This window comes from Pseudomonas sp. HD57-3 (assembly GCF_056113135.1).
Map to the genome: position 1 here is coordinate 5142131 of NZ_CM148568.1, position 22480 is coordinate 5164610.

The 22480-nt window shown below is 61.4% G+C and carries 15 protein-coding genes and 1 riboswitch; of the genes, 2 read left to right on the forward strand and 13 right to left on the reverse strand.

The annotated features are described in order from the left end of the window. Nucleotides 1-35 precede the first annotated feature (35 nt). A complete protein-coding gene (ltaE, locus tag AC0R79_RS23265) occupies nucleotides 36-1040 on the reverse strand; it encodes a low-specificity L-threonine aldolase (RefSeq protein WP_474731787.1) in 1005 nt (334 codons plus the stop codon). Between the two features lie 198 nt (nucleotides 1041-1238). Further along, a riboswitch (FMN riboswitch) is annotated at nucleotides 1239-1410 on the forward strand. Nucleotides 1411-1512: 102 nt separating this feature from the next. Here ltaE and AC0R79_RS23270 point away from each other — a divergent pair. Continuing rightward, entirely contained in the window at nucleotides 1513-2022 is a 510-nt protein-coding gene (locus tag AC0R79_RS23270) for a 6,7-dimethyl-8-ribityllumazine synthase (protein ID WP_007951051.1), read from the forward strand. A 131-nt stretch (nucleotides 2023-2153) separates the two neighbouring features. Here AC0R79_RS23270 and astE read toward each other — a convergent pair whose 3' ends face one another. From astE to AC0R79_RS23305, 7 genes are all read right to left on the reverse strand, one after another. Continuing rightward, nucleotides 2154-3164, reverse strand: a complete 1011-nt coding sequence (gene astE / locus AC0R79_RS23275; protein WP_007951052.1) for a succinylglutamate desuccinylase — start codon at nucleotides 3162-3164, stop codon at nucleotides 2154-2156. Nucleotides 3165-3176: 12 nt separating this feature from the next. After that, complete coding sequence (locus AC0R79_RS23280) at nucleotides 3177-3467, reverse strand: topoisomerase II (RefSeq protein ID WP_474731788.1); 291 nt, start codon at nucleotides 3465-3467, stop codon at nucleotides 3177-3179. A gap of 62 nt (nucleotides 3468-3529) precedes the next feature. Further along, nucleotides 3530-4876, reverse strand: a complete 1347-nt coding sequence (astB, locus tag AC0R79_RS23285) for an N-succinylarginine dihydrolase (RefSeq protein ID WP_127799433.1) — start codon at nucleotides 4874-4876, stop codon at nucleotides 3530-3532. A 138-nt stretch (nucleotides 4877-5014) separates the two neighbouring features. Further along, on the reverse strand, nucleotides 5015-6484 hold the full coding sequence (astD, locus tag AC0R79_RS23290; RefSeq protein WP_474735175.1) for a succinylglutamate-semialdehyde dehydrogenase: 1470 nt from the start codon (nucleotides 6482-6484) through the stop codon (nucleotides 5015-5017). After that, entirely contained in the window at nucleotides 6481-7506 is a 1026-nt protein-coding gene (astA, locus tag AC0R79_RS23295) for an arginine N-succinyltransferase (RefSeq protein ID WP_007951056.1), read from the reverse strand. The genes astD and astA overlap by 4 nt, the downstream gene beginning before the upstream one ends. Nucleotides 7507-7557: 51 nt before the next feature. Continuing rightward, on the reverse strand, nucleotides 7558-8577 hold the full coding sequence (gene aruF / locus AC0R79_RS23300) for an arginine/ornithine succinyltransferase subunit alpha (protein ID WP_007951057.1): 1020 nt from the start codon (nucleotides 8575-8577) through the stop codon (nucleotides 7558-7560). A 131-nt stretch (nucleotides 8578-8708) separates the two neighbouring features. Further along, nucleotides 8709-9929 carry an aspartate aminotransferase family protein gene (locus AC0R79_RS23305; protein WP_007951058.1) on the reverse strand — a complete coding sequence of 407 codons (1221 nt, stop codon included), beginning with the start codon at nucleotides 9927-9929 and terminating at the stop codon, nucleotides 8709-8711. A 306-nt stretch (nucleotides 9930-10235) separates the two neighbouring features. Between AC0R79_RS23305 and AC0R79_RS23310 the strand changes: the two genes are divergently transcribed. Continuing rightward, nucleotides 10236-17975, forward strand: coding sequence for a dermonecrotic toxin domain-containing protein (locus tag AC0R79_RS23310; RefSeq protein WP_474731789.1), 7740 nt, complete (start codon nucleotides 10236-10238; stop codon nucleotides 17973-17975). A gap of 48 nt (nucleotides 17976-18023) precedes the next feature. Here AC0R79_RS23310 and argR read toward each other — a convergent pair whose 3' ends face one another. The 5 genes from argR to AC0R79_RS23335 form a co-directional block, all read right to left on the reverse strand. Then, the gene (argR, locus tag AC0R79_RS23315; protein ID WP_258712200.1) at nucleotides 18024-19004 is read right to left on the reverse strand and encodes a transcriptional regulator ArgR; all 981 of its coding nucleotides are present in this window, start codon (nucleotides 19002-19004) and stop codon (nucleotides 18024-18026) included. A gap of 111 nt (nucleotides 19005-19115) precedes the next feature. Beyond that, on the reverse strand, nucleotides 19116-19880 hold the full coding sequence (locus AC0R79_RS23320) for an ABC transporter ATP-binding protein (RefSeq protein ID WP_003227281.1): 765 nt from the start codon (nucleotides 19878-19880) through the stop codon (nucleotides 19116-19118). A gap of 23 nt (nucleotides 19881-19903) precedes the next feature. After that, entirely contained in the window at nucleotides 19904-21016 is a 1113-nt protein-coding gene (locus AC0R79_RS23325) for a succinylglutamate desuccinylase/aspartoacylase family protein (protein WP_474731790.1), read from the reverse strand. A gap of 1 nt (nucleotide 21017) precedes the next feature. Then, nucleotides 21018-21716 (reverse strand): ABC transporter permease, encoded by a 699-nt coding sequence (locus AC0R79_RS23330; protein WP_007951062.1) that lies wholly within the window; start codon nucleotides 21714-21716, stop codon nucleotides 21018-21020. Continuing rightward, nucleotides 21713-22402: an ABC transporter permease gene (locus AC0R79_RS23335; RefSeq protein WP_007951063.1), complete on the reverse strand. Its 690-nt coding sequence runs from the start codon at nucleotides 22400-22402 to the stop codon at nucleotides 21713-21715. The genes AC0R79_RS23330 and AC0R79_RS23335 overlap by 4 nt, the downstream gene beginning before the upstream one ends. Nucleotides 22403-22480 lie beyond the last annotated feature (78 nt).

Consider the following 22480-nt stretch of genomic DNA (forward strand, 5'->3'; position numbering starts at 1 on the left):
TACGATAGAAACGGTCAATTGGGTGGCTAACGCTGTCACTTGCGCGAAAACTCGACGAATGTCGCGATCACTTGCTCGATTTGCGAGCGATTGACGTCCATGTGCGTGACCATCCGCAACCGCGAGGCGGCGCTCAATTTGATCCCGCGCTCGGCAGCGAATGCCTTGATCGCCTCGGCACGGTCGCCCATCTGCACGTAAACCATGTTGGTCTGCACCGGTTCGACGCTGAAACCGGCCTCGCGCAGGCCTTCGGCCAAAAACTGGGCGTTGGCATGGTCATCCGCCAGACGCTCGACGTTGTGATCCAGCGCATACAGCCCCGCCGCTGCCAGCAATCCGGCCTGACGCATACCGCCACCGACCATTTTGCGCAGGCGCCGGGCCTTTGCAATCAACGCCGACGAACCGCACAGCACCGAACCGACCGGCGCGCCGAGGCCTTTGGACAGGCACACCGAGACCGAATCGAAGTATTGGGTGATTTCCCGGGCATCGACCCCGAGCTTGACCGCCGCGTTGTACAGCCGCGCGCCGTCCAGATGCAGCTGAAGACCATTGTCCTGAGTGAACTGGCGGGCCCGGGCCAGATAGTCCAGCGGCAGCACTTTGCCCTGCATGGTGTTTTCCAGCGCCAGCAGGCGGGTGCGGGCGAAGTGGAAGTCATCAGGCTTGATCGCCGCTGCCACCTGATCCAGGTCCAGCGAGCCATCGGCCTGCACTTCCAGCGGCTGTGGCTGGATCGAACCGAGTACCGCGGCACCACCGCCCTCGTACTTATAGGTGTGCGCCTGTTGACCGACGATGTACTCGTCACCACGCTCGCAGTGCGCCATCAGGCCCAGCAGGTTGCTCATGGTGCCGGTCGGAACGAACAGCGCGGCGGCGAAACCCAGCCGTTTCGCCAGTTCGGCTTCCAGACGATTGACCGTCGGATCTTCGCCATACACGTCATCGCCGGTATCGGCGCGGGTCATCGCGTCGAGCATGGCGGGAGTCGGTTGAGTGACGGTGTCGCTGCGAAGATCGATAACGCTCATGAACCTGGCCTCAAGTCAGTAGGGGAAATCCCTTTACGAAGAAGAATTACTGCGGGCATGGCGCGGATTAATCAACCCTTGCGCAAGGAAAAGTCGTTTCCTGCGCTTCGAAAAATCCGATGACAATCATCACAAAGGCGCAATGCACAGTCCGGCAATCTGTGTTAAAAACGCTGCGCCGCCCGATAAAGGGCGGCGAAACGTTCTCAGGGCGGGGTGCAATTCCCCACCGGCGGTAATTGCGCGCAATGCGCATAGCCCGCGAGCGCTTGGTGACGGACACGGCAAAAACCGTGAGCGGCGGCAAGGTCAGCAGACCCGGTGTGATTCCGGGGCCGACGGTCATAGTCCGGATGAAGAGAGAACGGGATTGACGCCAAAGGGCCGTCTGCCGTGTTCGCGCGAGCGTGCGTACCCTTGAATCCCTTTCGATTCATAACGCCCTGTTTTTCACACAAACAGGAGTCAGAACATGCAACCCACCGCTATCGACAGCAAAAGCAAACACACCCACGGCGAGCGCGTCGCGTTCATCCAGGCCTGCTGGCACAAGGAAATCGTCGACCAGAGCCGTAAAGGTTTCCTCGCCGAAATGATCGCTCAGGGTTATCAGGAATCGGACATCGATTTCTTCGAAGTCGGCGGCGCCTTTGAAATGCCTCTGCACGCCAAGCTGCTGGCCAAGACCGGTCGTTATGCCGGTATCGTTGCCGCCGCCCTGGTGGTGGACGGCGGAATCTACCGTCACGAGTTCGTCGCCCAGTCGGTCGTCAGCGGCCTGATGCAGGTTCAGCTGGAAACCGAAGTGCCGGTGTTCTCGGTATCGCTGACCCCGCACCACTTCCATGCCGGCGAAGAACACCTGAAGTTCTTCTTCGAGCATTTCGTACACAAGGGTCAGGAAGCGGCGAAGACCTGCGCCGATACGCTGCAGAAAGTGCGTGCGTTGCGCCGCACCGAGCCGCGTGCTGTAGCGGTCTGACCCCACAATGATCGTTCCCACGTCGAGGCGTCGAACCGTCTGCGTGGGAACGCCTCAATGGACGCTCTGCGTCCGCTTTGGGACGCGGAGCGTCCCGGGCTGCATTCCCACGCGGAGCGTGGGAATGATCATCAGGCGAGATTTTCGTCAGTGGTCGGCACGATCAGAATGCCCGCCCGCAGGCCGTTCTTGACCTTGGGGTTGGGGAAGATAATCCGCGCGCCCTGCTCTTCGATGATCCAGCGGGTATTGGCCAGATCTTCGGCCAGCACATAACCCACATCCAGTTCCGAAAAGTTTTCGATGTCCGCCGGCAGGTTCAGGCGAAACGCATCGCTGTGCTTGATGATTTCCCGGGCCACGCTGAACAGTTGCAGACCGTCCAGGCCCTGCTCGGCCATCTCCGGCTCGGTGCCTTCGATGATCTGCTTCAGACGGGTTTCCAGCAGCGACACATTGACCCCGGCGTTCTGCCCGAATGGCCGCGCCTTGCCCAGTTCCAGCGTGAAGGACTCGGCCCCCAGCTTGTCGTAGGTGTAAGAGCTGAACACGATCGACGGCTTGTTCTGCAACAGCACCGCTTCCATGCCGGCGGCGCGCAGGCGGGCCAGTTCAAGACGGGAATGCTGGCGACCTTCCTTCCACGGATACAGGGCGAACTGCTCGATCTTCGAACCGCGAATCGCGGTGTGCAGGTCGTAGTGCAGGCGCTGACGGTCAGGAAGGCTGAAGAAGCTCGCGGCCAGACGTTCCAGCTCGCAGGCGCGCAGGGCTTCGGAACCGCTGCTTTGTTCGTGACGGCCGTTGAACAGCCGATTGACGTCTTGCTCGACGAAACGCTCGCCCTTGCGAATCGCTTCCGGGTTGCCGAACAGGAACAGAATGCGTGCGCGCGGCTTCAGATCGCCGCGAGCGATGTCATGCAGCAACCGGTCGAGCAATTCGATCGGTGCCGTTTCGTTGCCATGGATGCCTGCCGACAGCAGCAGATCCAGGCCATTGTCGCGCGCTTCGGGTGGCCGGACTTCCAGCGCACCCTCGCTCAGCCAGCGCATGCGCACGCCTTCGACAGTCAGTTGAGTCTTCTCCGCCGGTTCGCGGCCGGCGAGGGTCAGTTCAAGCAGTTTGCCGAGGGCGAGCATAGAGCGGTTTCCTTAGTGGTCGTGATTGCAATCCGGGCCGTGCACGTGGCCGTTATCGTCGCCGAGATCAGCCGGTTCCATCTCCAGTTGCAGACTTACCAGATTAGTCGCCAATGGGCGCAACAGCAGGTTGGCGTACTCTTCGTCGCCCTCTTCGACGTCCACGCCGATCAACAGTTGGCCGCGGCCGTCCTGCTGGATCCACAGCTCTTTGCCTTGCCACATGACCGCGACGCGGGTGCAGGAAGTTTCCAGTTGCTTGCCGTCGGTGTCTTCAAGGATCAGCCGCAGGGAATCGCTCATGTCTTTTTTACGCTCTGTTGGGGAGACAAGCCGCGCGCCGCGTTCAGGCGGCGCGCCGGCCATCAATTGATCTGGAATGGATAAACCGCGCCCAGTTTAAGGATTTGCGTCAGTTCATCCAGTGCCGTCCGGCATTCAAGCAGCAATTGCGGATCCGCCAGATCACTTTCGGTCAGGCGGTCGCGGTAGTGCTTTTCAACCCATGCGGTCAACGAACCGTACAACGGGGCGGTCATGATAACCCCTGGGTTGACGGCCGCCAGCTCGGTTTCGTTGAGCGCGACACGCAGACGCAGGCACGCCGGGCCACCGCCGTTCTGCATGCTTTGCTTGAGATCGAAGACTTTTACTTCGCGGATCAGGCCGCCGGAGCTGGTCAGGCCTTGCAGGTAATTCCACACGCGCTCGTTGCCACGGCACTCCTCCGGCACGATCAGCAGCATCGAACCGTCAGGACGCGACAGCAGCTGGCTGTTGAACAGGTAGGAACGCACCGCGTCATCCACGGTGACCGCCGAACGCGGTACGCAGACCGACTGGAAGTTGCCGCCGACCTTGGCCAGTTTGGCTTGCAGTTCAGCCAGCATCTGATCGGTGTCGAGGAACGCGTCCTCGTGATAGAACAGCACCTCGCCGTTGCCCACCGCGATCACGTCGTTGTGGAACACGCCCTGATCGATCACCGCCGGGTTCTGTTGCGCGTAGACCACGCCTTCGTCACGCAGGCCGTGCAAACGAGCGACTGCTTGCGACGCTTCGAGGGTCTGGCGCGCCGGGTATTTCTGCGGCGCCGGGTAGCGGGTGTCGAACGCACTGCGACCGAACACGAAGAACTCAACGCCGGCCTCGCCGTACTCACGGCAGAAACGCGTGTGGTTGGCCGCGCCTTCGTCGCCGAACTGCGCCACTGCCGGCAATGCGGCGTGGTGCGCGAAGTGTTGCTGGTTGGCGAACATCGCGCCCAGCACGCGACTGGTGGTCGGGTGCTCGATGCTACGGTGGTATTTGCAGTTCAGGTTGGCGGCGGTGAAGTGCACGCGACCGTCAGCGGTGTCGGCACTCGGGCTGACCGTGGCGGCGTTGGCCACCCACATGCTCGACGCCGAGCAACTGGCAACCAGCAACGGCATCGCTTCTTTGGCGGCGCGCTCGATCACCTGAGCGTCGGTGCCGCTGAAACCCAGACGGCGCAGAGCAGCCACGTCCGGACGTTCCTGCGGTGCGAGAACGCCCTGCTGAAAGCCCATTTCCATCAGCGCTTTCATTTTCGCCAGGCCTTGCAGCGCCGCTTCCTTCGGGTTCGAAGATTGCTGGCTGTTGCTCTGGGACGCAACGTTGCCGTAGGACAGACCACCGTAGTTATGGGTCGGCCCCACTAGACCGTCAAAATTGACTTCATAGGATTTCATCAGCGAGGCTCCACGAGAATCTGTTGTTATAGGCATCGGGTAACAATTCAATAAGACCGAGTCGCGGCCTTCGCGAGCAAGCTCGCTCCCACAGGGATCTCATCGTCCTTGTGGGAGCTGGCTTGCCAGCGATAGACATCACGCCATCTTCACACCAGGCGTCAGGGCCGCCGGCAACACCAGGCTCGGGGTTTCCAGCGAGGCCACCGGGTACGCGCAGTAATCCGCCGCGTAGTAGGCACTGGCGCGGTGGTTGCCCGAAGCGCCGACACCGCCGAACGGTGCGCTGCTCGCAGCACCGGTCAGCTGCTTGTTCCAGTTGACGATCCCGGCACGGCTTTCCAGCCAGAACTGCTGGTAGCGCTCTTCGGAATCCGACAGCAGGCCAGCGGCCAGACCAAACGCGGTGTCATTGGCTTCGGCAATCGCCGCCGCGAAATCGGCGTAGCGAATCACCTGCAGCAACGGGCCGAACAGTTCTTCGTCGGAGCGATCGGCAACCGCCGTCACATCAACGATGCCCGGGGTCAGCAGCGCCGACTGCGCCTGCGGCTGAGTCATCGCCAGCAGCGACACTGCACCGTTAGCCAGCAGATGCGCCTGGGCATCCATCAACGCTTTGGCCGCGCCAAGGGAAACCACCGAGCCCATGAACGGCGCCGGCTGCTGATCGAACGCGCCGACTTCGATGGTCGAGCTGACTTCCACCAGGCGCTTGAGCAGGCTGTCGCCCCACGCGCCTTCCGGCACCAGCAGACGACGGGCGCAAGTGCAACGCTGACCGGCAGAAATGAACGCCGACTGAATGATCGTGTACACCGCCGCATCAAGATCAGCGACCTGATCGACCACCAACGGATTGTTGCCACCCATTTCCAGCGCGAGGATCTTGTCCGGACGACCGGCGAACTGCTGGTGCAGGTGATTGCCGGTACGGCTCGAACCGGTAAAGAACAGACCGTCGATGCCTGGATTCGCTGCCAGAGCGATACCGGTTTCGCGGGCGCCTTGCAGCAAGTTCAGGACACCGGCCGGCAGACCGGCTTCGATCCAGCACTTGACCGTCAGCTCGGCGACTTTCGGGGTCAGCTCGCTTGGTTTGAACAGCACGCTGTTACCGGCCAGCAGCGCCGGCACGATGTGGCCGTTCGGCAAATGACCGGGGAAGTTGTAAGGGCCGAACACCGCGACCACGCCGTGGGGTTTGTGGCGCAACACGGCGGTGGCGTCGCCCAACGGGCCGCTCTTCTCGCCGGTACGTTCGCGGTAGCTCTGCACCGAGATCGCGACCTTGTTGACCATGCTGGTGACTTCGGTCGCGGCTTCCCACAGCGGTTTGCCGGTTTCCTCACCGATGGTGCGGGCCAGTTCGTCGGCATGGTTTTTCAGCGCAGCGGCAAAAGCCTCGAGCACGCTGATACGATCTTCCAGGGTACGACGGGCCCAGCCCGGGAACGCCTGACGCGCAGCCTGCACGGCCGACTCGACCTGAGCGGCAGTAGCGCCCTCCCCCGACCACAGCACTTGCTGGGTCACCGGGTTCAGCGATTGAAAGGCCTCGCCCTGACCGGCCAGCCACTCACCTGCGATGTATAGCGAATTCATTATTTCGACTCCCGGGCAGCAGACAACGCCACGGCGCGAACCTGATCGCCAGCGTTGAGTTGAAGACGTTTGGCGGTCAGCGGATCGACCACCAGAGTGCCGGCGGCCAGACGGGCCGGCGCAGCCGTGATGCGGCAGTCTTCGCGTTTGCGGTTATGGATGATGAACGGCGTGGCGTCGTCGCCCGGCGTGCCGATGGCCAGCACCAGCGCTTCGCTGTCACGCACCGCGCGGATCTTGCTGGTCTCGCACTCGATGGCTGGACCTGCGTCGAAGATGTCGACGTAACCCTGATAGCTGAAGCCTTCGCTCTTGAGCATCGCCAGCGCCGGCTCGGTGTCCGGGTGCACCTGACCGATAACGTTGCGCGCGTCCGGCGACAGGAAGCAGGTGTACAGCGGGAATTTCGGCATCAGTTCGGCGATGAACGCCTTGTTGCCGACACCGGTCAGGTAATCGGCCTGGCTGAATTCCATCTTGAAGAAGTGACGGCCCAGGCTTTCCCAGAACGGCGAACGGCCAGCGTCATCCGATACGCCGCGCATCTCGGCGATGATCTTGTTGCCGAACAGTTGCGGGAATTCGGCGATGAACAGCATCCGCGCCTTGGACAACATGCGGCCATTAAGGCCGGTGCGGTAATCGGCGTGCAGGAACAGCGAGCACAGCTCGGAATTGCCGGTCAGGTCGTTGGCCAGGAACAGCGTCGGGATCTCGCGATAGATGTTCAGTTCCTGCGAGGCGCTGACGGTCAGGCCGACGCGGAAGTTGTACCAAGGCTCGCGCAGACCGACGGCGCCGGCGATGGCGGAAATCCCCACCACGCGACCGTCATCGTCTTCGAGCACGAACAGGTAGTCCGCGTCGCCACGGCCGGCTTCACCGCGAAAGGTCTTCTCGGCCCAGCCGACCCGGTGGGTCAGGCGCTCTTCGTTGGCCGGCAAGGTGGTCAGGCCGGTGCCGGTGCTGCGGGCCAGGTCGATCAGAGCGGACAAATCGCTGCTGCGTACGGGACGAACAATCATGCTATCTCCTCAAACGGGCCGCCGTGGCCACCCGTGAAACTCGCTAAGGCGTTAAACCGCCACCAGGCGCACGCTGGCACCTTCACCGACGCCCAGGGCTTCGGCCGCTTCCAGATCCAGGGTCACCGGTTTGCCCGGCGCGTAATCCAGTTCAAGCAATACCGCGCGGTAATCCTGCAACTGGGCATTGGCCACCAGATACTGGCGACCGGCACCTTTGACCGGCTCGCCGATCTTCACCGGCACCACGCGGCTCTGGGCGATCGAACGGATCCCCGAAACACGCGCATGCAGGGTCGGGCCACCGTCGAAGATGTCGATGTAGTGATCGGTCTCGAAGCCTTCGCGCATCAGGATGTCGAAGGTGATCTGCGCACGCGGGTGCACCTGGCCCATCGCCTCTTGAGCGGAGTCCGGCAGCAGCGGCACGTAGATCGGGTAATGCGGCATCAGCTCGGCGAGGAACGTGCGGCTTTTCAGGCCACACAGGCGCTCGGCCTCGGCGTAGTTCAGGTCGAAGAAGTTGCGACCGATGGCGTCCCAGAATGGCGAATCGCCGTTCTCGTCGCTGTAACCGACGATCTCGGTCACCACCGAATCGGCGAACCGCTCCGGGTGGCTGGCGACGAACAGCAGACGGCCACGGGAGTTGAGCTCGGACCACGGCGACCCCACCAGTTCACGCTGCACGTAGAAGCTGGTCAGCAAGCTGTTGCCGGTCAGGTCATGGCACTGCGAGAGCACGTGGATCTTGTTGTGGATCTTCAGCTCGCGGGAAGCGTGCACGAAGGTCTCGTTGCGAAAGCTGTAGAACGGTTCGGAATAACCGGCCGAAGCAACGATTGCCGAGCAGCCCACCAGTTTGCCGGTGGCGGTGTCTTCGAGGACGAAGAAGTAACTCTCCTCGCCGTTGAAGCTCACTTCGGCGGCAAACGAGGCTTCGCTCGCAGCGATCTTGTCGCTCAGGCGTTCAACGTCATCCGGCAAGGAAGTGACACCAATCGGGCTGTCCGCAGCCAGACGCTGTACCTCGCCCAGATCAGCCATTTGCGCGGGGCGCATCACCAGCATGGTGTCACTCCTTTCTCTACTTCAGGTCGACGAAAGCGCCGACTCGGGAAAAAAATGCCGGGCAGGCCCGGCACAGGAAAATGGTCCCGGCGCCTGTCGATGACGACAGACGCCGGGCGGTCTTGCATGAATCAGGCTTGAGTCAGTTTCGCGGCAGCACGTTCGAAGCGATCCAGACCGGCGTCGATGTCCGCGTCTTCAACCACCAGGCTCGGGGCGAAACGGATCACGTCCGGGCCAGCTTGCAGAATCATCAGGCCTTCTTGCTCAGCGGCGTTGAAGATGTCCTTGGCCTTGCCTTTCCAGGCATCGCTCAGCACGCAACCGATCAGCAGACCGAGACCACGCACCTGGGTGAACAGGCCGTACTTCTCGCCGATCTGTTGCAGGCGGGTCTTGAACTTGTCGTGCTTGGCGTTGACGCCGTTCAGCACCTCAGGGGTGTTGATCACGTCGATCACCGCTTCAGCCACGGCGCACGCCAGCGGGTTGCCGCCGTAAGTTGTGCCGTGAGTGCCGACGACCAGATGTTTGGCCAGCGCTTCGGTGGTCAGCATTGCCGCGATCGGGAAACCGCCGCCCAGGCTCTTGGCGCTGGTCAGGATGTCCGGAACCACACCGAAATGCTGGTAGGCGAACAGGTTGCCGGTGCGGCCCATGCCGGTCTGCACTTCGTCGAACACCAGCAGCGCGTTGTTCGCGTCGCACAGTTCACGGGCGCCTTGCAGGTAAGCCAGCTCGGCCGGCAGCACGCCGCCTTCGCCCTGGATCGGTTCCAGAACAACCGCGCAGGTCTTGTCCGAAACAGCGGCTTTCAGCGCCGCCAGGTCGTTGTACGGCACGTGGGTGATGCCGGTGATTTTCGGGCCGAAACCGTCGGAGTACTTCGACTGGCCACCAACGTTCACGGTGAACAGGGTGCGGCCGTGGAAGCTGTTGAGCGCGGCGATGATTTCGTACTTCTCGGTGCCGAAACGGTCGAACGCGACACGACGGGCCAGCTTGAAGGCGGCCTCGTTGGCTTCGGCGCCGGAGTTGCAGAAGAACACGCGCTCGGCAAAGGTGGCGTCGATCAGCTTGTGCGCCAGGCGCAGGGCCGGCTCGTTGGTGAACACGTTGGACACGTGCCACAGCTTGTTCGCTTGCTCGGTCAAGGCACCGACCAGCGCCGGGTGCGCATGGCCCAATACGTTGACGGCGATGCCGCCGGCGAAGTCGATCAGCTCGCGGCCGGACTGGTCCCAGACGCGGGAACCGGCGCCACGCACAGGAATGAAAGCGGCAGGCGCGTAGTTGGGAACCATAACCTGGTCGAAATCGGCGCGTTGTACCGCAGCGTGCTCAACGGACATCGGAGTCTCCTGATGAGGGCCACCCGCCTGAAACTGGCGAGCGATGGGGGGATTGTAAGGACAGTTTTCAGCCCGGCCTTGTCGCCAAGCGACAACTTCTTATAGCGCAAACCCCGGATTTTCCCGGGTTTACGGCAATGCGACATATAGCGTCGCAAAGGCGCAGTTTAAACTGCCGCCAGCCATTTCAGCAGTCCTGCGAGCCTATCAATTGCGAAGGGTCGGCCTGTCGTACATATGTACCACCTGACACGGGATGCATTTTGCTCTGCTTGAGCTCTTTTTCGACGCTCAAGGACGCTAACGATGCCTTCCACCACCGGGCAATCGCCCGCCAGTTCGCCCACGCCCGGTGCGACCGCGCAAAACCCCGCTTCCCACTACGAACCGCTGGTGAACGCGATCCCCGAATGGCTGGGCAAGGCGTCACCCGCCCGACGCACGGCTTTGAAGAACAACCATCGCGCCCTCCCCGATCCGATCAGGTCAGCACCCGCAGATCAACATCAAGCGCTTAGAAGCGCCATAACGCGGCACATGACCGCGCAGAATGCCGTCGATCAGATGCTCGAACGGGTACAGAACGCCAGCAGCTTCGCCGAGCCGATTCTGACCGAGGCGCTGAAATCGCGTTTCGACCTGGATCTGAACGTCAACGACACCTTTCTGCAGTTGTACATCCCGGTGAAGGCAGCAGGCATCACCACCGGCACCCGTACGTGGACGGTGTCACTGCTGGATGCAGCCCTGCACAACTTCGAGGCTGGCGAAACAGAAGCAGATGCCTACACCAGCGGCTCCTCGTTCATCACCCGCCCGTCGGCGACAGGGCAATTCGAAACGCTGGCACCGCTAAACGCAAAACCCGGTATCCCGGCTTTCTCCCATCTTTGCCGAGAGCTGGATATCGGCGCTCGCTACAAGATTTATCTCGAGGAAAATCTCGCCATCTCCAGCCCGGTAGCGGCTGCGGTCCTGCGGCACAGAGTCAATACAGCGCAAAAAACCGCATTGCGCGCGGCGCTGAAGATGGCGCGCATGCAGGGCGATATTGGACATGCGAATCGGCATTCGATTGAACGATTGCTGGATGGTGCGTCTACCGTATTGATGAACGGTCAGCCAATGCGCTGCCACGACTTGACGATGATGTCGGTCGCCCTGACCGGAGTCGTGATATTTGCACCAGACCTCGAACGCGCAAAAACCGCAGTCACGGTGGTGGCTTACTTTCCGGATGACCCTGAACATCCGGTAAAGGAATACCGCTCCACCGCAGACCTTGCCAAGGAACTGACCCGGCAATTACGCGATACGGAGTACCAACGATTCTTCAGCCGCTTCGTCGCTCACGAGCAGCGTGGACAATTTTTCGGCCAGCTCAGGCAACGACTGAGCGAAACCAAATGGCACCCACCACAGGCCGACAGCCAATTGCCGCCCTGGCGCGACACCCCCATCGAAAAGCCTGATCTGCAATTGGCAGTCACGCCCTTCGTCGGCCAATTTTTGGAACACCTTTACCAAGGCAAGTTGAACAAGATTCTCAACGATGCCGCAGTGATCGCAGTTCCCACCGCCATGGTCGATCGCAACGCACGCTGGAAACGCTGGGATTCGTTTGTCAGTGTCGCGGCGTCGGTCCTGGAAAGCGCCGCGTTCGTCGTCCTGCCGTTCATCCCGTTTCTGGGTGAAATGATGATGGCGTACATCACTTACCAACTGCTCGACGAGGTTTTCGAATCGGTCATCGAATGGGCTGAAGGCCAGACAACCGAAGCCGGCGAACATTTCTTTGCTGCGCTCGAATCACTGATCCAGCTCGGCGCTTTCGGCGGTGGCACCGGCATTGCCATGGCCGAGCTACCCAAGGTGTTGCCGGCCGAAGTCGTGGCGTTCATGGACCGCTTCCGGCCGGTGAAACTGCGCAACGGCAAAACCCTGTACTGGAAGCCGGATCTGCAAAACTACGCCCGCAACACCGTGCCAGCGGCAGATTCCACGCCCGACACGCAGGGCCTGCACCGGCACGAGGGTAAAAAACTGCTACCGCTGGATCAGGCACATTACGTCGTCAGCGATCACGAAATACCCGGTAAGTGGCGCATCGAACACCCTGCACGCACCGACGCCTATGAACCCGTGGTGCGGCATAACGGCGAAGGGGCGTTTCACACCGAGCTGGAAAACCCGCTGCAGTGGAACAGCACCACTACGTTGCATCGAATCGGCCACAGCGTGGAGTCGTTTACCCCGACGCAGCGCGAACGCATTCTGAAAGTCAGCGGTTACACCGAAGACGGTTTGCGCAAAATGCACGTGAATCAGGAGCGCATACCGCCGCTGCTGGCCGACACCCTCGAGCGTTTCAGGATCGACCAGGATTTGCAGACGCTCATCGAGCAGATGAGCAGCGACGATCCAGCGACTTATCGAAAGGCCGATCCGCTGATCCAGCTTCAGTTACTTCACGAACAGGACTTGTGGCCGGACTCCCGGCGTCTGCGCCTGATCGATGCCGGGGGCAAAACGGTCTGGCAGTCCTCCGGCGATGCGCAGCCCACACTGACCGAGATTCACGCTGATCGACTGGTAGACGGCGACTTGCTCAAGACCCTGTTGCTGACCCTCGACGAGGGCGAAATCAACACCCTGCTCAATGAAGACTTCGGGCAAAAAATCGCCCTCGATGTGCGCACTCGCCAACTCCGGATCCGGCTCGCGCAGATTGCCGAACAACAGCGACCGGCCCTGTTCGAACAACGTTATGCGTCACGCCAGCCGCGCAATCTCCCGCTCGAACAACAGGTAGCCAGATACGCACCAGAGCTGCCTGCACGAATCATCGAAGAACTCGTTCACACCGCCACTGGCACCGAGCTGCTGCAACTGGGCGAAGGGAAAATTCCAGAGCGTCAGCAGCAGCTTTGCGAAACCGCCCTGCACGAACTGCGCATCACCCGCGCCTATGAAGGACTGGAAATCGATTCGGTGCGCAACCCGGATTCCGAAACCCTGGCACTGCACAGCCTGCCGCTACTGTCGGGTTGGTCAGATGCTGTGAGTCTGGAAGTACGCGACCAGTCGTTTACAGGGAACAGAGTCGACACCACCGGCCCCGTGGGTGCGGCCATCGAGAAAATTCTGGTACGCCGGGCCGATGGCACATGGCAGCCGTTTGATCAGACCGGACTGGAATTGCACGGCCCGACAGATTTCTACACCAGCGTGCTGCAAGCCTTGCCTGATGCCCAGCGCCAGGCCCTGAACCTGCAGATCGGCGAAGGACCAAAACTCCGGCAACTGATTCGCGACAATCCCCTGCCCCGCGCCAATCTGCGCCTCACTCTGGCAGTCGAAAGCGCTCCCGCCAGTGAGGTCGACACCTTGCGTCTGCTAGGCGCTGAAGGTTACTCACGCAATGTGTCACCCGACGATTCTCCGCCCACTCTGGAAGCGCGGGTGCGCGATGTTTTTCCCGGCATCACCGAGGACGGGCAGCGGGCGATGGTGCAGCATCTGCAAAGCCATCTGGAGAACCCGATTGCCGAGTTGTCGCGCCTGCGCCTCGAGTACGCACGTCTGGAGATCGACCTTGATCAGTGGCGACTGAGAGACGTGCTGGTCGATCCTGTAACCGGCCAGGAATTATCTCTAGCCCGGCGAGCAGCGGCCGCACGCGATCGACAGCTTTTCTCCCGAACCCTGCTCAGTTGCTGGCGCCGGGAAACCCCGCAGCGCTTTGGCTACCGCATGCGTTTTATCGAACCGTTGCTGGGCGATCTGCCGGCGCTGACGGCAGACTTCAGTCACGTCGTCAGCCTGGAGCTCTGCGGCAGTGGAACATCGGCGGACATCGAGAACTTTATTGGTCGCTTCCCTCGACTGACCCGTCTGGATCTACAGCACTTCGACCTGCACAACCTGCCGCAAGGCCTCTCGACCATGCCGACCCTGCGCCAATTGCGCCTGCGTCAATGTGGAATCGTTCTGACCCCGGAAAACCAGGCGCTGCTGACGTCACTCGACGAGCTGGTTGAGCTGGATCTCAAGGACAATCCGCTGGGGACGAGCTTTGACGTGACCTTCATGCCATCGCTGGCCTACCTCAACCTGTCCCGCACCGGGATTTCCGAAACCCCACCCGGTTTGATCGACCATCCGCAGATCAGAAGCGCCTGGCTGACCGACAACCGGATCAGCACGCTGCCGCCAGCGCTGTTCGAGTTCTCGCCCGCCGCCGGCGCTGGATACGACTTCTCCGGCAATCCACTCTCCGCTGTCACACGCGAGCAAGTGAAGACCTATTTCACCAGCACCGGCGTCAACTTCGGCGTGCGCGCCGAACAAGCCGATATCGTCCGCACCAGGGCGCTTTTTCCGGATATCGACGAAGGCCAGGCCAGCAGCCTGATTTATCGCTTGCCCGGTTCACTGATCCAGGGTCGCTTGCAACTGAACGCGTGGGAAACCGAGCTGGCCACATTGAACGCGGACCTGAACGTTTGGGCACGGGATACCCCCGACCGCCACCCGGTAAGTGGCGCAATGCTTGAGGCCAACGAGCGCTTCACCGAACAGGACGCACGCGAGACTTTCGCCGGCAAGTTGCTGCGCCTGTGGCGTCACCGCTCGAAGATCCATCCTCACGCCAGGGCCGATGTGTTCACGGCCGATGCCACGTTCATCGGTGACCTGCCGGAGCTGAGCGCCGACTTCAGCCACATCACCGCACTGACCCTCAACGGCAACAAAGGCCTGCGTGGTGACGCGCCGTTTCTGCGCAGTTTCTCTCGGCTGAAACGCTTGATTCTGCGTAACGGCGAACTGGATCAACTGACCCGGACGCTCAATTGCCTGCCGATGCTGGAGGTATTGGTGCTGGATAATTGCGGCGTGAGCTTCACTGCCGAATCACTGACAGCACTGGCCGCGATGCCCAGACTCGAATCACTGGAACTGCCGGGCAATCCGCTGAATCTGGTGCCCGACCTGCAAACCCTGATCACCCTGACCTACCTTGATCTGTCACGCACGGGCTTGCTGGAAGTCCCGCCCGGCCTCCTCGATCACCCGAAAATCAAGACCGCCATCCTCAGCGAGAACCAGATCACCGAATTGCCCGAAGCCCTGTTTGAGCTATCGGCCCAGGCCGGTGACAGCTACGACCTTTCAAACAATCCGCTGAGCGCCGGCACTCGCGAGCGGATCAAGCAGTACTGCCGCGAAACCGGCCAGGACTTCGCCGTACTCGCCGACGCGGCGGATATCGAAACCACCCAGCAGCTGTTTCCCGACCTCGACACACAGGACGCCAGCGACGTGTTCTACAGTTTGCCGGGCTCGCTCGAACTCGGCCGCAGCCAACTGCGGCACTGGCAGGCCGAAATCCGTCAGCTGAATGCCGACCTCGCGCAATGGGCTGTTGCCGGGCCCAACGTTCATCCGACCACGGGGCAATTGCTCAATCCACGACAAATCTTCGTGACGCAAACGAACAGGCGATTGTTCGCTCAGCGGATCGAAGAACTCTGGCGCTTCCGGTTTGCCGAAAAGCCCACAGAACGAGGCAACGTCCTGATCGCGGAGCTGCCCTTCATTGGCGAGCTACCCGCGCTGTCGGCAGACTTCAGCCACATCGCCGAACTGACTCTCGATGGCAACTCGACCCTGAGCGGCGTCGACGCTTTCCTATTGTCCTTCACCGGTCTTCGCCATCTGGAACTTCACGAGTTCAAACTGGAGCAACTGCCCGAGGCTTGCGAACGCATGCCGTTGCTGGAGCGTCTGGTGCTTGAGTACTGCGAGTTGACCCTGACACCGCCAACTCCGTCCCGCCTGTCCTCCATGACCCGGTTGCAGATGCTCAACCTGAGCCACAACCCGTTGGGCGCCGCACCGGATTTGCAGGCATTGCCGGCACTGACTCACGTGCGCTTGATCGACACCGGTATCACTCACCTGCCCGAAGGCCTGGTCGAACATCCGACTCTGATCATGGCCAACTTCGATCACAACCGGATCAGCGAACTGCCAGACAGCTTGTTCGACCTGCCCGTGCTCTCGCCCAATCAATTCATTCTCGGGGAAAACCCGCTGTCACTCGCCACTCGCGAACGAATCAAGTCCAGTTACCAGCGCACCCGACAGAACTTCGGTATATCGATGCCACAAGCCGATATCAAGCGCGTGCTCGCGCTGTTTCCAGTACTGGATGCCGAGCAGGCGAGCCGCCTGTTGTATCTGTTGCCGGGAACACTCGATCGCGGTCGGCTTCAAATCGGCCACTGGGAATCGGAATGGCAACAGCTGGAGACCACGCTCAGCCGCTGGGTCGGGGAGATTCCCGAGCGACATCCGTCAACCGGCACCCTGCTCACTGAAGAAGACAACGTCGTCGAACGCTCCGGCCGTGATCAATGCCGCCGGGATCTGCAAGCATTCTGGCGTGCACGCTCGACCGCCCAGCCCGAATTGCGGTCAGACAGGCTGGTGCTCAACCTTCCTTTCATGGGTAAGCTGCCAGCACTGGACGCTGACTTCAGCCACGTCACCACCTTGTCCATTACGGGTAACGCCCAACTGCGCGCCGGCGATGATTTCATCGGCGCGTTTACAGGGCTGAAAACCCTGGAGCTGCGCGATCTCGGTTTGCAGCAAATGCCGGCCTCGCTCAAACGCATGCCCACCCTGGAAAATCTGGTGCTGAGCAATTGCGCGGTGGTGCTGGATGCACAAGGGCGCGCCATTCTCGCTACCCTCACACGCCTGAAGAAACTCGACCTATACAACAATCCGCTGGGACTGGCGCCAGACATCCGCACCCTGCCGGCACTGGATTTTCTCGACCTGGCCGGCACTGCCATCAGCGAAGTTCCCGACGGGGTCATCAACCATCCGGAACTGGAAATCGTCATCCTCAACAACAATCGCATAAGCGAAATTCCCGAGGAAATCTTCAACTTGCCGGCGGATATCGGCAATGGCTACGACTTCGGCAACAACCCCCTGAGCCCCGCGATACGCGAGCGGGTCAAGGACTACTTCCGGCGCACCGGCGGTGATCTCGGCGTGCTTGCCGATGAGGCAGATCGGGCAAGGGTACAGACGCTATATCCCGCGATGGACAATGAGCAGGCCAGCACTTTTATCTATCGCCTGAGCGGGACATTGGCCGACGGTCGCAATGAAGTGGCTCGTCGGGAAATGGCGCTGAGCGATCTCACCCGCAGCCTCGCGCAGTGGAGCGGCGACATCCCCGTGAATCCACTCGACGGCCAACCACTGCCCGAAACCGCGCGCCTGCGTCAGGAACAGCTGCGTTCACAATTCGCCGAAGCGCTGCTGACTTGCTGGCACAAAATCCCGATGGAGGATTCAAGTCTCGACAGCTACGGGTTCAGCCACACTGTGAGCTTCCTCGGCGAACTGCCGACACTCGGCGCCCGATTCCCCTACGTGCCGGACCTGTTCCTGGTGGGTGACGGCCACTCGTCACGGCTTGGACGCTTCCTTGAAGCCTTTCCCGGGCTGGACAGCCTGGCCATTCGCGAATGCAATCTGGGCGATATTCCCAAGGACATTTTCACCATGAGTCAACTGACGGCGCTGAGCCTGCCGGACTGCGAAATCAGCCTGACGCCAGAATCGGTAGCAGCACTGGCGGGCATGGACAAACTCGAGGTGCTCAACCTGCGCGACAACCCGCTGGGCCTGACGCCCGACATCAGCAATCTGCACAGCCTGACCGACCTCGACCTGAGCGACACCGGCATCACCGAAATCCCCAAAGGAACGCTGGAAAATCTGCACTGGAACGAGATCGACCTGTCCGGCAATGCGATCACGGACGTGCCGGAAGAAATCATGGATGTGCCCGCGTCAGTCGGCGACCGCTACGACTTGCGCAACAACCCGCTGTCGCCGCAAAGCCTGGCACGCGTCCGGGCCTACTATCAGGAAACGGGCAACAACCTGAACGTCAACGGCATCGACGGCATGCCGCGCCCGCCGGAAATGAGGCCTGATCTGGAAATTGAAGACTGACGGGTGCAGCGCCATGGCAGCCAATGCCATGGCGTGGTTGGCGAGGGATCAACCGCGCTCTGGTGGCACCGACGACAGTTCGAACGGACTGCTGCTGCGCCGCTGGTTGCGGTCTTCCCGCGGCGTGGCGCCGAAGAAGTTGCGGTAGGCGCTGGAGAAGTGCGGCCCCGAAGAGAAACCGCACGACAGGCCGATCTGGATGATCGACTTGCTGGTCTGCATCAACATCTGCCGGGCCTTGTTCAGGCGCAGTTCCAGGTAGTACTGGCTCGGCACGCGGTTGAGGTATTGCTTGAAGATCCGCTCCAGCTGGCGACGGGACACGCATACATGCTGGGCGATTTCGTCGGTGGTCAGCGGCTCTTCGATGTTGGCTTCCATCAGCAGCACCGCCTGGGTGAGCTTCGGATGGCTGGAGCCGAGACGGTTCTGCAATGGAATCCGCTGACGCTCGCCGCCTTCGCGGATGCGCTCGACCACCAGTTCTTCCGAGACCGCACCGGCCAGTTCCGCACCGTGATCACGGGCCAAAACAGCGAGCAGCAAATCGAGCACCGACATGCCGCCGCACGCGGTCAGGCGATCGCGATCCCAGTCGAACAGATGACTGGTGGCAATGACCTTCGGGAAGCGCTCGGCGAAGTCGTCCTGCCAGCGCCAGTGCACCGCCGCGCGGTAACCGTCGAGCAGACCGAGTTGCGCCAGCGGATACACACCGGCCGACAGACCGCCGATCACACAACCGGCGCGCACCACTTGCTTGAGCGCGCTGCTGAGTGCCGGCGCCAACGTGGTCGGTGGCTCGTCAGCGAGCAGGAACAGTTTCTGGAAGTTTTCGAGTTTGCCGGCCCAGGGTTCGCCGGGCAGTTGCCATTCACCTTCGGTCGGTGCTTCGGCCTGCAGGAACGACAACTCGTAAACCACGTCCGGATGCACACGCTGGGCAACACGCAAGGCCTCCTCCGCCAGCGCCAAAGTCAGAGCTTTAGTGCTGGGCCAAATCAGGAAACCAATTCGATGGGCAGTCATGGCGGGCGATCCGAAACGTAAACAGAGGGAAAAACCGAAATCGGCTGCAACCAAATTAGACCATCTGGCGCGCTGCGCAGCATGACCTAATTTGGTGCATAACGGGAGCGATTACTTGAGGCTGCCCGAGAGGAATTGTTGCAAACGTTCCGACTGCGGATTGACCAGCACTTCACGCGGGTTGCCGCTTTCTTCGACGACGCCTTTGTGCAGGAACACCAACTGGTTCGACACTTCACGGGCGAAGCCCATTTCGTGGGTCACCACCACCATGGTCCGGCCTTCCTGAGCGAGGGCCTGCATGACTTTCAATACGTCGCCGACCAGTTCCGGGTCGAGGGCCGAAGTCGGTTCGTCGAACAACATCACTTCCGGTTCCATCGCCAGCGCACGGGCGATTGCCACACGCTGCTGTTCGCCACCGGACATGTGCCCCGGGAACGCGTCCTTACGGTGAGCCACGCCAACCTTGTTCAGGTAGTGCTCGGCTTTCTCGCGGGCTTCGGCCTTGGACACGCCCAGCACGTGAACCGGCGCTTCCATGATGTTTTCCAGCGCGGTCATGTGCGACCACAGGTTGAAGTGCTGGAACACCATAGACAGGCGCGAACGCATGCGTTGCAGCTGTTTCGGATCAGCGGCTTTCAGCGCGCCGTCCTTGTTCGCTACCAGTTTCAGCTCTTCATTGTTGAGCAGGATCTTGCCCGCGTGCGGCTGCTCGAGCAGGTTGATGCAGCGCAGGAAAGTACTTTTGCCGGAGCCACTGGAGCCGATGATGCTGATCACATCGCCGGCGGCCGCTTTCAGGGAAACGCCCTTGAGCACTTCGTGACTGCCATAGCGTTTATGCAGGTCTTGGACTTCAAGTTTGTACATGCGGTCGGTTCTCACAAAAACAGTCAGTCGTTGAGCAAAGGGCCGTCGCGCAGCGCATCGCGCCCCGCCACTTTGGCCAGCCAGAAACCGGGTTGGGCGTAACGCAGCCGCTCAATGGCAAACAGCACCCCGGACGTACCAGCACACACCGTGCTGACCCGATCCGACAGCGGATCGATCACTTCGAAAATCTTGTCACCGGCTTCAACCCACTCGCCGGGCTTGCGCAGAAAACTCACCACGCCCGGATGCGGCGGCAGGAGCAATTCAGTGCCCTCGAAAGGCATGCCTTCGCACGGCTCGTTTGCCGCGCTCGGCCATTCGCCACGGATCAGGCCCTGTTCGGCGAGGAACGCCAGAATCCCTTCAGCCCAGGCTTCGGCCTGCGCCGGCGTGGTGTCGGCCTGACCGCCGAGTTCGACGGTGGTCGCCAGGCACGCCAGTGGAATCTGCGCGTCCGGGAACAGGCGCGACAGACGCAGCCACGGCAACGAGCAAGCCTCGTCGAACGAGCTGCCGCCGGAATCTTCCGCCAGCAGGCCGACCTTCACATCCAGGTGCGCGGCGAGCGAACGCCACTGCGGCCAGTGCTGCGGCAAGGCGTACATGTGCAGCGCGGCTTCGCAGTCGCAATGCAAGTCCAGCACCACATCGGCCGTGGCGGCGTGTTGCAGCAGAGTGCGCTGCATGCCTTGCAACTGGCTGCTGGCCTCGGGCAATGCGGCCAGGTGATCGGCCATTGCCTGACGGATCAGGCGGATGTTGGCGTGCGGATCATCACCGAGTTGTCCTTCCAGCGTAGCGGCCACCGGCGCGCTGAGCTCGACGAAATCACGGTTGAAATTCTTGCCGCTGCCGGCCTCGAAACGACCCTGATGATTGCCTTGCAGCAACTGGCCAAGACCCAGCGGGTTGGCCACCGGCACCAGTTCGATGACGCCGTTGAGCAGGCCTTTGGCTTCGAGTTCGCCGAGGCGTTTTTTCAGTTCCCAGGCGGTGCGCATGCCGGGCAATTCGTCAGCGTGGAGGCTGGCCTGGATGTAGGCCTTGCGCTCGCCGTTGCCGAAGCGAAATACCGAAATCCGGCGCTCGCTGCCCAGGTGGCTCCACGGCAGAACGTGGTCGATGCGTTCCATATCAGTGCTTCCTCGGGGCCAGGTAGCTCAGCCAGCGACGCTCGGCCAGCTTGAACAGGCGCACCAGAATGAAGGTCAGGCACAGGTAGAACACGCCGGCGGTGATGTACGCCTCGAACGGCAGGTAGAACTGCGCGTTGACGGTACGGGCCGCGCCGGTGATGTCGATCAGGGTCACAATGGACGCCAGACTGGTGGTCTGCAGCATCATGATCACTTCGTTGCTGTACTGCGGTAGCGCCCGGCGCAGGGCCGATGGCAGCAGGATGCGCTTGTACATCTTGAAGCGCGACATGCCCATGGCCTTGGCGGCTTCGATCTCGCCGTTCGGCGTGGCCTTCAGGCTGCCGGCGATGATTTCGGCGGTGTAGGCGCTGGTGTTGATCGCGAACGCCAGGCACGCACAGAACGTTGCGCTGGACAGCCACGGCCAGAGGAAGCTTTCACGCACGGCTTCGAACTGGGCCAGACCGTAGTAAATCAGGAACAGCTGAACCAGCATCGGCGTGCCGCGAATCACGTAGGTGTAGAGCCAGGCTGCGCCGTTGACCACGGCGTTCTTGGACACACGCATCAGCCCCAGCGGCAGGGCCGCGAGCAGACCGAAGAACAGCGACAGCGCGAGCAACTTGAGGGTGGTGACCAGACCGCCGAGGTACAGCGGCAGGGCCTCCCAAATGACGTTGTAGTCGAAGATCATAGATCAGCCGCCCTTACGCCTACCGAGTAGCGCTTCTCAAGGTGACGCAGCGCCAGCAACGAGACACTGGTGATCACCAGGTACATCGCCGCCACTGCGAGGAAGAAGGTGAAAGGCTCGCGGGTGGCGTCGGCCGCCTGCTTGGCCTTGAACATCATGTCTTGCAGACCGACCACGGAAATCAGCGCGGTGGCCTTGGTCAACACCAGCCAGTTGTTGGTGAAACCCGGAATCGCCAGACGAATCATCTGCGGCACCAGCACGCGGAAGAACACCTGGAAGCTGCTCATGCCGTACGCCATGCCGGCTTCGGCCTGACCTTTGGGGATCGCCATGAACGCGCCGCGGAAGGTTTCCGACAGGTACGCACCAAAGATGAAGCCGAGGGTGCCGATACCGGCGGCCAGCGGATTCAGGTCGATGTAGTCGTCATAGCCGAGCATCGGCGCGACGCGGTTGAGCAGGTCCTGGCCGCCGTAGAAGATCAGCAGGATCAGCACCAGGTCGGGAATCCCGCGAATCACCGTGGAATACAGATCGCCCAGCCACGCCAGCCAGCGCACCGGCGACAGGCGCAACGCGACGCCGATCAGCCCGAGAACGATGGCCAGGGCCATGGACGACAAGGCGAGCTGAAGCGTCAGCCAAGCGCCATCGAGGATGACAGCCCCGTAGCCTTTCAACATGATTCAGGTCCTCGAAAGTTGGGATGAAAAAATGGCGCAAACCGCAGAGATCCTGTTGCTTGCGCCATTTCGGACGGG